The organism is Gilliamella sp. LMG 34361 (assembly GCF_984569075.1).
On the sequence record NZ_OZ474903.1, the window covers coordinates 2743732 to 2759052 of the forward strand.

Sequence of the window (15321 nt, forward strand, 5' to 3'; positions counted from 1 at the left end):
TATAGTTAAAATAATTTTAATTTCGCTTTTAAAAAGCAGATAATCGACTTTAGTATTTACTGTTAAAAGCAACTCATCATTTATATATTAAATAAGATAAGTAAACTTAATCAAAAAAATAAATAGTGGCTGATTTTTCAAATATGACTATCAATTGACATTAATCAATTCACTCAAAAGTGTGATACATAGATAATGTTTGAAAATTAAATGGCTGGGGTACCAGGATTCGAACCTGGGCGTGGCGGGATCAAAACCCGCTGCCTTACCGCTTGGCTATACCCCAATAAAGGATAAATATTAAGATTAAATGGTGCGGGTGAAGGGACTTGAACCCCCACGCCTCGCGGCGCCAGAACCTAAATCTGGTGCGTCTACCAATTTCGCCACACCCGCATTGTATACTCTCGGTAAAAGTACAACTTAATCTTAGTGGTGGCTACGACGGGATTCGAACCTGTGACCCCATCATTATGAGTGATGTGCTCTAACCAACTGAGCTACGTAGCCATTTCATTCGCAACGTCATAACCAACACTGCGAGGCGCATTATGCTTGTGTTACGTCAAATCGTCAACCCTTTTTTTTAGATATTTTAAAAAAAAGTGACGATTGATTAAGATGCAATCAAATACCGTCTAATAACACTTCAATTCGCCTTTTTTGTAACTCGTCTTGAATCTGCTTTCCTTTATAACCTTCAGCAATAATATTTTGAACATTGACGCTTTGAGCTAATTTATATGCATTCTCAAGATATTTTGCTTGAGGAAATGCTTCTGTTTTGGCATAAGATTGGCTAGCAATGATTAATTGATTTAGATGATAAGGATTGCGCCAAACATCTATTCGATAAAACAACTCAATAATTTGTTCGGCAGTTAATCTTGTCACGTTTTCAACTTCATGGTGGTGTTGCTGTACCATAATCGCTAATTTTGTGTATTGATTTGGCGCTTTAATTTGTAAACACAGTTTTCCTAGCGCTGTTTTCGTTACAAATTCACCACACAATACCGCAAAGCGAATTGCTGAATCATCAGTTAATAAAGTTGATTTTTTTAAAGCATCTGCAATTGTATTAGAAAGCACTAATGATGGAAATAATAGTGATAAAGCGCCACATTGATCCAGCACTTGAAAATAAACTTGCGGGTCGTCGCTTGCTAGTGCTTTTTCTGTCTCTTTCCATACACGCTCGGGAGTAAGTGTGTTTATTTCTCCCGCTAAAACCATTTCTTTCATTAACTTTTGCGTTTCAGGAGCAATTTTAAAATCTAAATGATGATAACGAGCAGCAAAACGTGCAACACGTAAGATTCGTAAGGGATCTTCTCTAAAAGCGGGCGAAACGTGGCGCAATAATCTAAGTTTGATGTCATCAACGCCACGATATGGATCGACAATATTACCATCTTCATCCATGGCAATAGCGTTAATAGTCAAGTCTCGACGGATAAGATCTTGCTCTAAAGTAATATCTTTACTAAAATCGCAAATAAATCCAGTGTAGCCTTTACCCGATTTTCGCTCGGTTCGAGCCAACGCATATTCTTCTTTTGTAGTGGGATGTAAAAAGACAGGAAAATCTTTACCAACCTGTTGATATCCTAAAGCTAAAAGCTCATCGGGTGTAGCACCAACCACAACCCAATCACGATCAACAACAGGAAGATTTAGCAATCTATCTCGAACAGAACCACCAACAAGATAGATTTTGCTCATTTAACGCATCCAACGATCTTTTTTGCGACGCCCAGGCATAATAGCTGGCAAAATAAGACCTAAAAGTAAACCGCCACCAGCGACTAAACCACCATAAGTAAACCAAGTAACAATAAGATCACGGCGCTTATCATCAACTTGATTTAGAATTGATTCGAGTTTAGTGTCTTGCATTTTATTAAGTTGTTCTAACTCTTTATTCTTGGCTTGCAAGCTTTCAATCGTTTGTTCAGCTTGTTTTAATTTTTCAGCATAATCATTGACTGCACTTTGTTTATACTGTTCGGCGTTATCAACTTTATCTTTATATTCGGCAAGTTTTGCTTCTAACATTGGAAGAAGTTCTTTAGAGCTAGGTTGATCTTTCAATTTATAAGATTCAATCCAAGCTGAACTGCCATTAGAGAGTTTTATTCGGGTGTATTTACCGTCAGCACTCTTTTCAAGTTCAGTAACTTTTTCCCCTGCTTTAACAGCGCTTGTGTAAGCATATTGAGAACTAGGGCCACGACGGAGATAAACATCAACATTTTCAGTTACATATTTATCTATGGCTTCAACACTAAAAACTAATGTCATTAAAGAAAATAAAGTAATAATGTTCTGTTTTTTCATAATATTTTAATTTTCACCCATGATTACAAATCATAATAACACAAAATATTGCCTTTTCGCACCAATAAAAATTGCTTGATTAGCATTCCAAAGGAATTTAGATGAAAACGATTACATTAATTGGGATCTTAATCACAAAATTAAATATTAATTATATTAATTACTAAAAATTATTATTATTCTATACTGTAAAAGTGGTTAACCTTTGGAGAGAATATGAACTACAATCTTAGAACCAGCGATATAGATATCATCTTACGCACTCGACCTTATGCTGAACTCTGTTATTTTGGTAAACGATTACAAAATCTAAACACTAATGAAATTGATATGCTTATACCTGCTGTACCCAATTCGCGTATTGATGTTGACGTTCCTTTTACTCTTTGTCCAGAAGAAGGAGTTGGGAACTTTAGTACACCTGGACTTGAAGGTCATCGAAATGGTAAGGATTGGTCACCAGTATTTGTGACAAAAGAAGTAACCCAAAAAAAAAATGATATAACCATAATTAGTGAAGACAGTATTGCCAAACTTCGTTTGACGAGTAAACTGATTTTAGATGAAACAGGTGTATTGCAATGCCAAAATAGTCTAACTAATTTAGGTAAAGAACCATACCAAGTCAACCGTTTATCTGTAACCTTACCGATCCCTGAGCGTGCGAAAGAATTGATGGCTTTTAGTGGTCGTTGGATTAAGGAGTTCTTTCCACACAGAACAAGAATCGATCATTGTGGTTACCTACAAGAAAATCGACGAGGTCGTACTTCACATGAATACTTTCCGGGTATGGTAGTTGGTACTGATGGATTTAAAGAGCAAACTGGTGAGGTTTGGGGGATTCATTTAGGTTGGAGTGGTAATCATCGCATTCAAGTTGCAGTCAAAAGTAATGGTAAACGTTTTATTCAAGCCGAAGCCCTTTATCTTGCAGGAGAAATATCATTAGCTAAAGGTGAAACATTAAGTACACCTTGGTTATATGCAACTTATAGTGAAGAAGGCTTAAACAAAATGAGCCAGCATTTCCATCAATTTTTACGCAAAAATATCATTCATTTTGCAAGTGATAAACCTCGCCCTGTTCATCTCAACACTTGGGAAGGTATCTTCTTCAACCACAACCCTGATTACATCATGAAAATGGCGACTAAAGCAGCACAAATGGGTGTTGAACGTTTTATTATCGATGATGGATGGTTTGGTAAACGTGATGATGACTATCAAGCATTAGGTGATTGGTATTTAGATAAACGCAAATATCCAAAAGGACTTGAACCAGTCATCAAACATGTCAAAAAACAAGGAATGGAATTTGGTATCTGGGTAGAACCAGAAATGATCAGTAAAAATTCCGATCTCTATCGAGCACACCCTGATTGGTTACTTGAATTACCTGGCTACAATCAACCTGAAGGTCGTCACCAATACCTACTTAATTTACAAAATCCAGATGTGTTTGACTATCTACTTGAAAGATTAAATTGGCTATTAGGCAGTTATGATATTGACTATATTAAATGGGACATGAATAGAGAAATTGTTCAAGCAGGCCATGAAGGTCATCCAGCTATAGTTGGACAAACCAACGCTGTCTACCGTTTAATGGATATTTTGCAAGAAAAATATCCTAATGTTGAAATTGAATCATGTTCTTCTGGTGGTGGTCGAATTGATTTTGAAGTCTTAAAACGTACTCAACGTTTCTGGGCCTCTGATTCGAATGATGCATTGGATAGACAAATTATACAACGCGGCATGAGCTACTTCTTCCCACCTGAAGTAATGGGGGCACATATTGGTGGTAAAACTTGTCATACCACCTACCGTGAATTAGACATGAATTTACGTGGATTGACTGCATTATTTGGGCACATGGGTGTCGAGCTCGATCCAGTTAAAGAATCGGCAGAAGAACAAAAAGGTTTTACTCACTATATCCGTTTACATAAACAACTACGTCCATTATTACATAGTGGTAACAGTGTTCGATTAGATGTTGATGATAGTGCTGCTATGCAAAGCTATGGTGTGATAAGTCAAAATAAAACAGAAGCGGCATTTGTTATAGCACAATTAGCATTACCTACTTATGCATTAAGTGGTAATTTACGCTTAACAGGATTAATAGCTGATAAGCAATATAAAATCGAAATTCTAGATCTACCCGATCATGTCGATCCGAAAATGAACGGTCATGCCATGAAATCATTTCCAAAATGGATGACAACAGATACTACACTTTCAGGCGATTGGTTAATGAATATTGGTTTACCATTACCTGTACTCGATCCGGCTACTGCTATGTTAATAAAAGTGACAGTAAAATAGCGGGATGTGATTAAATTTTAACTAATTTGAGGGGAATTTAGGCAATCAGTCATTCCCCTTATTAATAAATTAGAACTGAAACGATTCAGGTGCCAATGGTTTATTGGCAAAGCCAAAATTTTGCATTATTATCATGCGCTAAATCAATAAAATTGAACAGATAACATATCTGTATCAATTACTTAAGGTAAATGAGAACGTGTTAAGTAATCATTGATAATTTCACAGTGGATCTTTTTTGACTTAATCGTTAATAGTTCTGCTTAACTTTATATCAATAAAAAAACTAAATATAAAGTTTATGAAAGTTATAGTAATAATTTAAAAGGTTTTTTATGGCGACGATAAAAGATGTTGCACATTTAGCTAAAGTTTCTGTTGCGACAGTATCGCGAGTTATCAACAACGCCGAAAACGTCAGTGATAACACGCGCGAAACCGTTAAAAAAGCCATGGAAAAATTAAATTATTACCCTGATGCTAATGCGCGTGCATTATCACAACAAAATTCTAATACCATTGGTATTGTTGTTGCTGACGTGTCTGACCCTTTTTTTGGCGCTATGGTCACAACCGTCGAAAAAGTCGCATCTCAAACGGGACATTTTTTACTAATTGGTAACGGCTACCACAACGAACAACAAGAATATAATGCGATAACTCACTTAATAGAGCATCGCTGCTCATCTCTAGTTGTTCATGCAAAAATGTTACCGGACAGCAGATTGATAAAGTTAATGGAGCAAATGCCAGGGATGGTTTTAATCAATCGGTTATTAAAAGGTTTCGAAAAACGTTGTATTGCCCTTGACGACCGCTATGGTTCATATCTAGCAGTTAAGCATTTAATCCAAAACGGCCATAGCAAAATTGGGTATTTATGTTCCAATCATGAAATTTCTGACTCATCAGATCGGTTACAAGGTTACAAAGATGCATTAAACGAAAACAGCATAGATGTTAATGACAATTTTATTGCGTTCTCCTCGCCTAATGAAGAAGGGGGAGAACAAGCAATGATGTCACTCCTTGAACGTAATCGAGAAATCACTGCAATTGCCTGTTATAACGATTCAATGGCTGCTGGCGCAATGTCAGTATTATATGATAATGATATAAAAATTCCGATAGAAATATCTATTATTGGATTTGATGACCTATTAATTGCACGATATTTACATCCCAAATTAACAACCATTCGTTACCCACTACATACAATGGCGAAACAAGCAGCGGAACTTGCATTACGACTAGCAAAAGGCGAAGAACCGCCTGCAAACTTAATTAACATTTTTACTCCGACACTAACTAAACGATACTCAGTTAACAAAATAGGATAATCAACATTAAATTGTAAAATAATAAAAAATGTCAAAAACTCTATAGTAACAGTTTTCGACATTTAACTATTTTATCCAAATAAAATCATTTAAAACCAAACTTCGGTTTGCACACCAAAACTAATTTGATTTTCTTTGCCATTAAAGTCAAATTTACTAATTTCATTTTGCATTGACTCTATATACGAAACATAAAAACGAATATCCGGCCTTGAAGCTAAAATGCTTTCACCCACTTTAAACGAATGGAAGAGTGTTGTTTTGACTCCTTCCTCAATATAACTTTTACCTTTAACTTTATTTTTTTGTTTAAAGTAACCTAACTCGACACCACTTTGATTATAAGTATCCCAAATATAAGCAGGTCTTATTGCCGATTTGAAACTGGTAAAATCGGTATGAGCTGAATTCAAATCATACGAATAGACATCTTTACCGGCTGTCAGAGCTAAAGCATGAGCTACAATTACTTTATCAGCTAAATAAGCCTCACCTTCAGATACCAAACGATAAGCCTTACCACCAGTATGAGTACCAATATAATCATTATCTGAATTAGCAGCAAATTCAGGGTTATTAGTATTAATGTTGGCTAATTGTGAAGCAACTGAATTAGTTGCAGTTTGTAAGGTTAATTGATTAAATCCACCAAAGAAATTATTTTGTCTTAGAACAAAGCTACCTAACCAAGCATTTTTTACGCTAACACTATCTTGAATTTTTGATTTATTGGGTGCCGAATAACGACCATTAATCGCCAAAGTTGCATCTTGCCACAAAGGTATATTTCGATAGCGAAGCTCAACTTCATTTAAATCAACTTCTTCACGCTTAGTTATCGTTTCTACTTTTTGGGTATTATCATCATTTTCAACGGAAACTTTTTTAACTTGTTTAACATTGACATCCGCTCTTACTAAAGCTACATCAAGTTTCCCCACTCCAACGGCAAGATCTTCAATACCGATTCCACCTCCGGCAGGTGTTTTTTGAGTTTTCCAATCTAACATTTGAATTTCATTATATGGCAGCGAATGTTTACCTACCCATAAATTTGCATCAGGAAATCCAGGTATAAATCCTTTGGTAGATAAGTAAATATCAGAAAACTGCATAATATTATCATCTTGGGTATTAAACAAACCAGCGGCTTTATTAGTAGCCACATTACCATCAATCATAACAATAGCATCAACTCTATGACCATTCTCATCATATACTTTCTGTTTAAAAATAAGATCGTACCAGCCACCATATTCATTACCAAACCGACCTAATGCACCTTCAGCATAATTTTTAGGCTTACCATTTTGGGAAGTAGACCAACCTCCACGAAAATAACCATTAAATGAAAAACCGATTTCATCTTTGATGTAGTCTTTAAACTCTGATAGAGTAAAGGCATTTTTAAGTGGTTTTGTTTGCGCTATTGAATTGGCAGTATCATTTGACTTAATATCGTTAACTATAACAATCTGATTGTCGACTGCTGGTTGTTGTTGAACAACAGGATCAGAATTAACATTAATTTGGGTACCGGTTTGTTTTGGTGCTGAGGTTTTAGTTGAAGTTCGTGCTAGAGCAACACTCTGATTTCTCAATACCTTTTGCTGATTATTAATCACAATCTGTTGTTGTTGAATATTTTTATTTAATTGTGCTAGTTGTTTATTAGATTCAATCACTTGCTTTTTTAAATCTATGGATTCTTGAGAAATTGTTAATAATTTTTGTTCTAACATAGATATTCTTGCTTCTAACTCATCTTGCGTTGCCGCAAAAGAGGTTGGTATATAGCACAAGCCTAGTAGTGTGATTAAAACAATTCGTTTAGGTTTTACTTTTAATACTGCTTTAGTTAAATATTTCATTTTTTCTACTCATTTTTTATAGAAATTAAAGAAGCCTCAAAAATTTGAGACAAAAAAAACCTAAAAAATAGCGATAACTATTCTTTAGGTTTTGCCCATATAACTACAGTAGCAATCCAGTGCTTAATAAATAAGCTTTTTTAATATAACTAATTAAATTGATCTTTCAAAAATTAAATCCCTGTAATGTGACAATTGTCACATTAAAATATAATTACTACTAAAATTGCCTAATTTTTGGAAGGATTTTAATCAAAAAATGTAATCGATTACATAAATGTTAACTTGATCACTGTTTTTAATAATGGAATTACTATAATTAAAATATAACAAATAGATTTATAACATTACTAGATATATAACAAGTTAAACAAATGGAGAAGCTTATGAATCCGTCCTTCAATGAAATTATTAACAGACAAGATTGGAATAATCTATCTGTATTAAGTATGAATAAACTTGATACCCACCCTAAATTTCATAGTTGGCGGGATAAACAAAGTGCCAAAAACAACGCTGAATCAAATGCTACAATTTCGCTTAATGGCGACTGGTTTTTTAGTTATTACAAAAATCCTCAACAAGTACCTTCGTCATGGTTAAAAAAAGAGATCAATAAAAACACTATCCCAGTGCCATCAAATTGGCAATTTCATGGTTATGATGCGCCAGTTTATACAAATATCCGTTACCCATTCCCTTACAATCCCCCATTTGTTCCTGAGGATAACCCAACCGGTTGTTATTCGCGCTATTTTAAAATTGATAAAAAATGGTTACAAAAAGGAAACACCAGAATTATATTTGATGGCGTCAGCTCGGCATTCCATCTTTGGTGTAATGGAAACTGGGTTGGTTATTCACAAGACAGTCGCATTGCTGCTGAATTTGATTTAACACCTTTTTTAATAGAAGGTGAAAACCGAATTGCCGTATTAGTTTTAAAATGGTGTGATGGTAGTTATTTAGAAGATCAAGATATGTGGCGATTAAGCGGCATTTTCCGCGGTGTTTCGCTACTAAACAAACCAAAATCACATTTAAGTGATATTCACGTTCAAACAAGGCTTGATGCATGTTATCAAAACGCCACATTAACATTACAAGTTGACGTAAAACATCAAGGTGATCTCGATGTACTAAATGTCGGTATTGAATTATGGCACAAAGATAAACTTGTTCTTGAACAAACACAACCAATTGGAACACCTTTTGTCGACGAAAAAGGTGGATATAACGATCGAATGACATGCCATATCCCTGTGACTAATCCAAAATTATGGAGTGCCGAAACCCCAAATTTATACCGCCTTATTATTAGTTTAAATCATAATAAAACTGGCTTGATTGAATCCGAAGCCTATAACATCGGTTTCAGAATTATTGAAATCAAACATGGTCAGCTCCATTTAAATGGACAACCCCTTCTCATTAAGGGAACTAATCGTCACGAATTCTATCCTGATATGGGCTATGCCGTTACCGAACAAGCCATGCTACATGATATTAAACTCATCAAACAACACAACTTTAATGCCGTACGTTGCAGCCATTATCCAAATGACCCACGCTGGTATGAACTTTGTGATGAATACGGCCTATACTTAGTCGATGAAGCAAATATTGAATCACACGGCATGTTCCCAATGTCGCGCTTGTCTGACGATCCTCGTTGGTTAGCCGCTTATAGTGAAAGAGTAACTCGCATGGTTCAACGCGATCGTAACCATCCATCTATTATTATTTGGTCATTAGGAAATGAATCAGGACACGGTGCAAATCACGACGCACTTTACACATGGATAAAAAGCAATGATCCAACTCGGCCAGTACAATATGAAGGTGGAGGAGCAAACAGTAAAGCGACAGATATTATTTGCCCTATGTATGCGCGTGTTGAGCAAGATCAACCCCACCCTAATGTACCTAAATGGGCGATAAAAAAATGGATATCCATGCCAGATGAAAACCGACCACTTATCTTATGTGAATATGCTCACGCAATGGGAAATAGCTTAGGTACATTCTATAAATATTGGCAAGCCTTTAGACAATATCCTCGGCTGCAAGGTGGATTTATTTGGGAATGGGCCGATCATGGCATTCGTTGCCACAGCAATACAGACGAAAGTTATTGGGCTTATGGTGGTGATTTTGGCGAAGCGTATCACGACAGACAATTTTGTTTAGATGGACTAGTCTTTCCTGATCGGCAACCACATCCAAGTTTAATTGAAGCAAAAAAAGTACAACAACCATTCCAATTCAAACTTATCAACCAAAAACCATTGATTATAGAAGTAAATAGTGAATACCTATTTCGTACGACCGATAATGAAACACTAGAATGGGAATTACTACTTGATGGTAAAAAACAAAAAAGTGGTAGAGCCAAACTCACTATTTCACCTAACAGCACTATTGAACTCAAACTAATGGACGACATTAGTAATCAGCTTGATGGTGAAGAGTTACACTTATCACTCAAAGTTATACAAAACAAAGCTACGACATGGTCACCAGCCAAACATGTTGTTGCATGGGAACAATTTAAATTAACCAACAGTTTTATTCCACAATTGGCATTAAGTAATAACAAAAAATTACTTAAATTAACTGAAAATAATAACGAGTTTATTGTTAATTGGAAAAACCAAAGTTGGCAAATTAACAAAAAAACAGGGCAACTAAATCAATGGAGTAAAGATAAAAAACCACTGTTAGCCAGTGCGATTACCGATCAGTTTATACGAGCACCTATCGATAATGATATTGGTATTAGCGGTGATTTCGACAGTAATAATAACCCATACGCATGGGTCGAACAGTGGAAGGCAGCCGGTTACTTTGATTTGAGCCACAAATGTTTAGCAATCAGAGCATCACAAACAGATGATTATGTAATGATTGAAGCTTTACATAGCTATTGGGTGAAAAACCGCAAAATCATTCAAAGTAAATGGTTACATCAGTTTGATCAAGATGGCAACTTAACTCTCTGTGTCGAAGTGGATATTGCCAATGACATGCCTGCACCTGCACGTATTGGTCTAACATATCAATTAAAAGAGATACCAAAACAAGTTAAATGGCTTGGCTTAGGGCCACATGAAAACTATCCAGATAGAAAAAACTCAGCTATTTTTGGTGACTGGTCATTGCCATTTGCTGACCTTTATACACCTTATATTTATCCATGTGAAAATGGCTTACGTTGCGATGTTAAACAATTAATCCTTAATGAAATGACCATTACCGGTCATCAATTTCAATTTAACATAAACCAATATGGTACTAAACAGTTGATGGAAAAAACTCATCGACACTTATTAGAACCTATGCCAGAAGCGTATGTCAGCATTGATGCTTATCATATGGGAATTGGTGGTGATGATTCTTGGACCCCTAATGTTCATCGTGAATACTTACTGACCGATAAACATTATTGCTATCAACTAAAATTCAAGTGCTAAATTAAATATTATCTCTAATTAAAAGGCACAAATAATTGTGCCTTTTTATTTAAGTTAACTCCTCACCATCAAATAGCTTATCAAGTTTTTCGATAAATTCTTGTTTTGGTAGATGATAAAAAATCCCTTGATTAGGAAGTCCTCGTAAAAACAGATAATAAACCCCACCAAAATGTGTTTCGTATTGGTAGTCGGCTAAACGGCTTCGCAAAAATCGGTGCAATGCTAAACAATAAAGTTGATACTGCAGCTCATAACGATGCTCACACATTACTTGATTTAAAGCTTGCTCGGTATAGGCTGCAACCCCATCACCTAACCAATTCGACTTATAATCAACAATATAATACTTACCTCGATACTCAAACACTAAATCGATAAATCCTTTTAACATGCCTTGCACGGTTTCAAAGTCTAATGGTGGGCATTGCTTAGATAAAACATCATACTGCTTACATAAACCATCTAATTGGGAACTGGTCACCGCATGATGAATTGGAAAATAAAACTGCAATTCATTAATACATTGGCTAGTTAAAATATCTTTTAATAGCGGACCATCTTGATCTAGTTTAGTCACTAAAACTTGTTGAAGCCAATCACTGAGCACCGTTAACCAAGGTTGTTCTAAACCCAATTTTTTAATCGTGTTTGCACATAACTCGTTAGCATTAGTTGGCGTTAAATTTTCCATGATCGAATGAAGTAATGTACCGACATAAGCACCCTTAGGAAAATGATGGATATCATATTGCGTCTGAGATGATAAAGAAGCCTCCAACGATGTAAGGTTCTCACTCCTATCACTAATCATAGCCGAATTAAAACTGACAACACTGTTGTGCTTTTGTAACTCGGTATAGCTCGTCACTCGCCAACTATCAGATAATTTACGTTTAAACACATTAGCGGTTAGTGAAAGGTTGGCGGCTGCCACGGCATTATACTGATCACCTAAAATAGGTAATTGCAGTTCAATCAAATCTGCAAATTCAGCAATCGAACGTAATTCACCTTTTAACAAATAATTAATTGCCGAATGGCTTTTTTTCAATAGTGCTAAACCAACACTGCAATGATAAATTGAGCGCGTCATGGCGACATAAAGCAGACGCAAATCTTCTGCTAAACGTTCATCTTCAATCTGTTGTTTAATTTCATCGGTTAATAGCCAAGCATAGGTAGGTTGATAGTCATTATTTTTATCATGATAAAATTGGCTATCAGCATTACGAAATTGTGCTGCAAAAGGTAACCAAACAATAGGAAATTCTAAACCTTTCGATTTATGAATCGTAATAATTTTTACTAAATTTTCATCACTTTCTAAGCGTTGCTCATGATTTTCTAAATTAGAGTCAGGGCTAACAATTTGTCTTGATAACCAACGAACTAAAGCATGTGGACTATCTAGCTCATCTGCTGCTTCTTGCAGCAATTCGCCTAAATGCATCAAATTGGTTAAAGTCCGTTCACCATTAGGGCTTGCTAAGATATTTTCCGCCAACTGGCGTTTTTTCATCATCCGTCGCAGCATGACTAACACACCGTAATATTGCCAGATAGTCTGATACTGTTTGAACTCTTCTATCAAACCTTCCCATTTATCTTGATCAGCAGTAATTTGCTCCAGATCGCTCATCGTTTGTCCTAATAGGCTCGTCATAAGTGCTAAACGCAAAGCCGATTCATTTTCTGGCATAAGTACAGCTTGTAATAAACAAAGCACCTCTTGTGCTTCTTTCGACAAAAAAACACTACTACGATTAGATAAATATACGCTTTTAACGCCAACCACCGCCAACTTTTGTTGGATGATTTGAGCTTCACGCCCAGTACGAACCAAAATCGCAATATCAGCAGTAGTAATTGGTCGCTGACCATCTTTATCTTTGATTAAAATTGTAGGATCGGTCAACCAAGTCACAATCTGCTTAGCACAACAGTTAGCGATATGTTCTTGATAATCTGTTTTCGTACTTATTTCATCAGGCAATAAATAAGCTGCTAACGCATTAACTTCTTGTTGATTGACCACCACCCCTTTATGCTCATTACGCTCTGCACTTTCCATTGGTAAAAAAGGGATATTTTCAAAGATAAAAGGATTTTCATGATGATTAAATAGCGCATTAACCGCATTGACCATTGACGCTGATGAGCGATGATTAACCTGCATCGTAAAGTTATTTTCACCGGTTGATAATTTTGCCTTTAGATAAGTAAAAATATCTGCACCTCGGAAACTATAAATCGCTTGCTTAGGATCACCAATAAACAGTAAACCTGTCTCTTTTGGATAATTACGATAGATACGATCGAAGATCTTATATTGCACTGGGTCGGTATCTTGAAATTCATCTATCAATGCTACGCAATATTTTTTTGCGATACTTTGCGCTAATCGCTTACCATTTCTTGTGCGCAAGGCTCGATTCAATTGGCTTAACAAATCGTCAAAGCTCATCTCACCACGTTTAATCTTCTGCACATAGATCCGTTTTTGAATGACATTAACCATATCCATTAAAATTTCGCTACGCAAATCAATAGAACTATTGCATAACCTATCTATCAGCTCAAAAACAGCATGAACAGGAGGATTCTTACCTTGCTTGGTTTTTTCAATTAAAATTGATTGACCAAATTTAGTTAACTCACTAGGTAATTTAAACGATCGCGTTGGTAACTGTGCCCAAGCCGTGACTTTAGCAAACCAATTTGGTAAATACCGACTACTATAAGACTGTTTATTAACGCCTGATTGGGCGATGATGTCAGGAAGATCGGCAACTGAATCTAACCACTGTTTTTTAACCCAATTAATCTGCTCAAAATATTTTTGATGAAATTGCCGAATTTTTTCGGTGATATTATGTCCTTCATCTTGCGACTGATCAAATTCGAAATTTAGATAAGATTTGATATCGTCTAATAACGCTTGTGGATCTTGCCAATAATCAAGAATTAAATAGGCTAGCGTTTTATCAAGAGGCACAAAATAATGACGCCAAAAATCTTGGACAACTTGTAACTTAAGCTCTTGCTCATCCATGATTAACGTTTGTTCAAACAACACACCGGATTCAAAAGCATGGCTAGTTAAAATACGCTGACAAAAACCATGGATAGTATAAATAGCTGCATCATCCATTGATTGTTGTGCTTGGGTTAATCGTTGTATGGCATCATTGGGCTCTTCAACTAAATTGATCAATTGTTGATAGATTGGATCATCATGATGACCTTGCAACAATCCTAAACGCAATTCTTGGATATTTTGTCTGATTCGCGACCGAAGTTCTTGGGTTGCAGCTTTTGTGAAAGTCACAACTAGGATTTGATTAACATCAAGAGGTGTAGGATAGTTATTTTCACCAACCCCAAGTAATAATCGCAGATAGATAAAAGCGAGCGAATAGGTTTTACCCGTCCCTGCTGACGCTTCAATAAGCGTTCGACCGGTTAACGGTAAATCAAAAAGATTAAGTTTTTTTATTCCACTACATGAAACCATTCTAGCTTTCCTGCTGCATTGGGTGCTAACTCAACACAAGCAATAGCAGCTGTAGGGAACATTGGCGGTGAAACTTCTGGGCACAATTCACTAACTAAATAACCAACTAATGGAAGATGTGAAACTATAATCACATTCTCAATACCTTGAGCGGGGAGTGTCGTTAATAAATCGGCAATATGGGAAGGACTACCACCTGGCACCAAAAAATTATCAGTTTCAATCTTAAGCACAGGGCAGTATGCTGACAATTCAGAGTAAGTCTGCTGTGCCCTTAAATAAGGACTTACCAACCCTAAATCAAATTTAAAATCTTGCTGATTTAGCCATAAACCAGCCTGAGTTGCTTGTTTTCGTCCAAAATCAGTCAATGATCGAGTTGCATCTGATGAAGCAGAAAAACCTGCCTCACCATGTCTCATAATACAAACCTTCATAAAATAACG

General features: G+C 35.9%; 8 protein-coding genes and 3 tRNA genes. 3 read left to right on the forward strand and 8 right to left on the reverse strand.

The genetic code is table 11. The features are described 5' to 3' along the window. Nucleotides 1–211: 211 nt before the first annotated feature. The 5 genes from AC5LXI_RS12800 to AC5LXI_RS12820 form a co-directional block, all read right to left on the reverse strand. Nucleotides 212–286 (reverse strand) — tRNA-Gln (locus AC5LXI_RS12800). Between the two features lie 25 nt (nt 287–311). Next, nucleotides 312–396: transfer RNA gene (locus tag AC5LXI_RS12805), tRNA-Leu, on the reverse strand. A 37-nt stretch (nt 397–433) separates the two neighbouring features. Continuing rightward, a tRNA-Met gene (locus tag AC5LXI_RS12810) sits at nt 434–510 on the reverse strand. Between the two features lie 117 nt (nt 511–627). Continuing rightward, complete coding sequence (locus AC5LXI_RS12815; RefSeq protein ID WP_493442688.1) at nt 628–1725, reverse strand: tRNA nucleotidyltransferase/poly(A) polymerase-related protein; 1098 nt, start codon at nt 1723–1725, stop codon at nt 628–630. Further along, a complete protein-coding gene (locus AC5LXI_RS12820; RefSeq protein ID WP_493442689.1) occupies nt 1726–2340 on the reverse strand; it encodes a TIGR04211 family SH3 domain-containing protein in 615 nt (204 codons plus the stop codon). It lies immediately after the preceding gene. Between the two features lie 216 nt (nt 2341–2556). On the opposite strand from AC5LXI_RS12820, the gene AC5LXI_RS12825 reads away from it, so the two are divergent. After that, nucleotides 2557–4674: an alpha-galactosidase gene (locus tag AC5LXI_RS12825; protein WP_493442690.1), complete on the forward strand. Its 2118-nt coding sequence runs from the start codon at nt 2557–2559 to the stop codon at nt 4672–4674. Between the two features lie 335 nt (nt 4675–5009). After that, nucleotides 5010–6014 (forward strand): substrate-binding domain-containing protein, encoded by a 1005-nt coding sequence (locus AC5LXI_RS12830; RefSeq protein ID WP_493442691.1) that lies wholly within the window; start codon nt 5010–5012, stop codon nt 6012–6014. Between the two features lie 89 nt (nt 6015–6103). Here AC5LXI_RS12830 and AC5LXI_RS12835 read toward each other — a convergent pair whose 3' ends face one another. Next, nucleotides 6104–7885 carry a carbohydrate porin gene (locus AC5LXI_RS12835; RefSeq protein WP_493442692.1) on the reverse strand — a complete coding sequence of 594 codons (1782 nt, stop codon included), beginning with the start codon at nt 7883–7885 and terminating at the stop codon, nt 6104–6106. A 374-nt stretch (nt 7886–8259) separates the two neighbouring features. Here AC5LXI_RS12835 and AC5LXI_RS12840 point away from each other — a divergent pair, with 374 nt between their 5' ends. Then, nucleotides 8260–11358, forward strand: coding sequence for a beta-galactosidase (locus AC5LXI_RS12840; RefSeq protein WP_493442693.1), 3099 nt, complete (start codon nt 8260–8262; stop codon nt 11356–11358). A 49-nt stretch (nt 11359–11407) separates the two neighbouring features. On the opposite strand, the gene recB is transcribed toward AC5LXI_RS12840, so the two are convergent. Then, nucleotides 11408–14875, reverse strand: a complete 3468-nt coding sequence (gene recB, locus AC5LXI_RS12845) for an exodeoxyribonuclease V subunit beta (RefSeq protein ID WP_493442694.1) — start codon at nt 14873–14875, stop codon at nt 11408–11410. Then, nucleotides 14854–15297, reverse strand: a complete 444-nt coding sequence (gene sixA, locus AC5LXI_RS12850) for a phosphohistidine phosphatase SixA (RefSeq protein WP_493442695.1) — start codon at nt 15295–15297, stop codon at nt 14854–14856. Before sixA ends, recB begins: the two co-directional genes overlap by 22 nt. Nucleotides 15298–15321 lie beyond the last annotated feature (24 nt).

What these genes read in the sequence shown, in the direction of transcription:
- sixA (WP_493442695.1), bottom strand. Translation starts at nt 15,297, where the DNA reads ATGAGACATGGTGAGGCAGGTTTTTCTGCTTCATCAGATGCAACTCGA.
- AC5LXI_RS12840 (WP_493442693.1), top strand. Translation starts at nt 8,260, where the DNA reads ATGGAGAAGCTTATGAATCCGTCCTTCAATGAAATTATTAACAGACAA.
- AC5LXI_RS12835 (WP_493442692.1), bottom strand. Translation starts at nt 7,885, where the DNA reads ATGAAATATTTAACTAAAGCAGTATTAAAAGTAAAACCTAAACGAATT.
- AC5LXI_RS12825 (WP_493442690.1), top strand. Translation starts at nt 2,557, where the DNA reads ATGAACTACAATCTTAGAACCAGCGATATAGATATCATCTTACGCACT.
- AC5LXI_RS12830 (WP_493442691.1), top strand. Translation starts at nt 5,010, where the DNA reads ATGGCGACGATAAAAGATGTTGCACATTTAGCTAAAGTTTCTGTTGCG.
- AC5LXI_RS12815 (WP_493442688.1), bottom strand. Translation starts at nt 1,725, where the DNA reads ATGAGCAAAATCTATCTTGTTGGTGGTTCTGTTCGAGATAGATTGCTA.
- AC5LXI_RS12820 (WP_493442689.1), bottom strand. Translation starts at nt 2,340, where the DNA reads ATGAAAAAACAGAACATTATTACTTTATTTTCTTTAATGACATTAGTT.
- recB (WP_493442694.1), bottom strand. Translation starts at nt 14,875, where the DNA reads ATGGTTTCATGTAGTGGAATAAAAAAACTTAATCTTTTTGATTTACCG.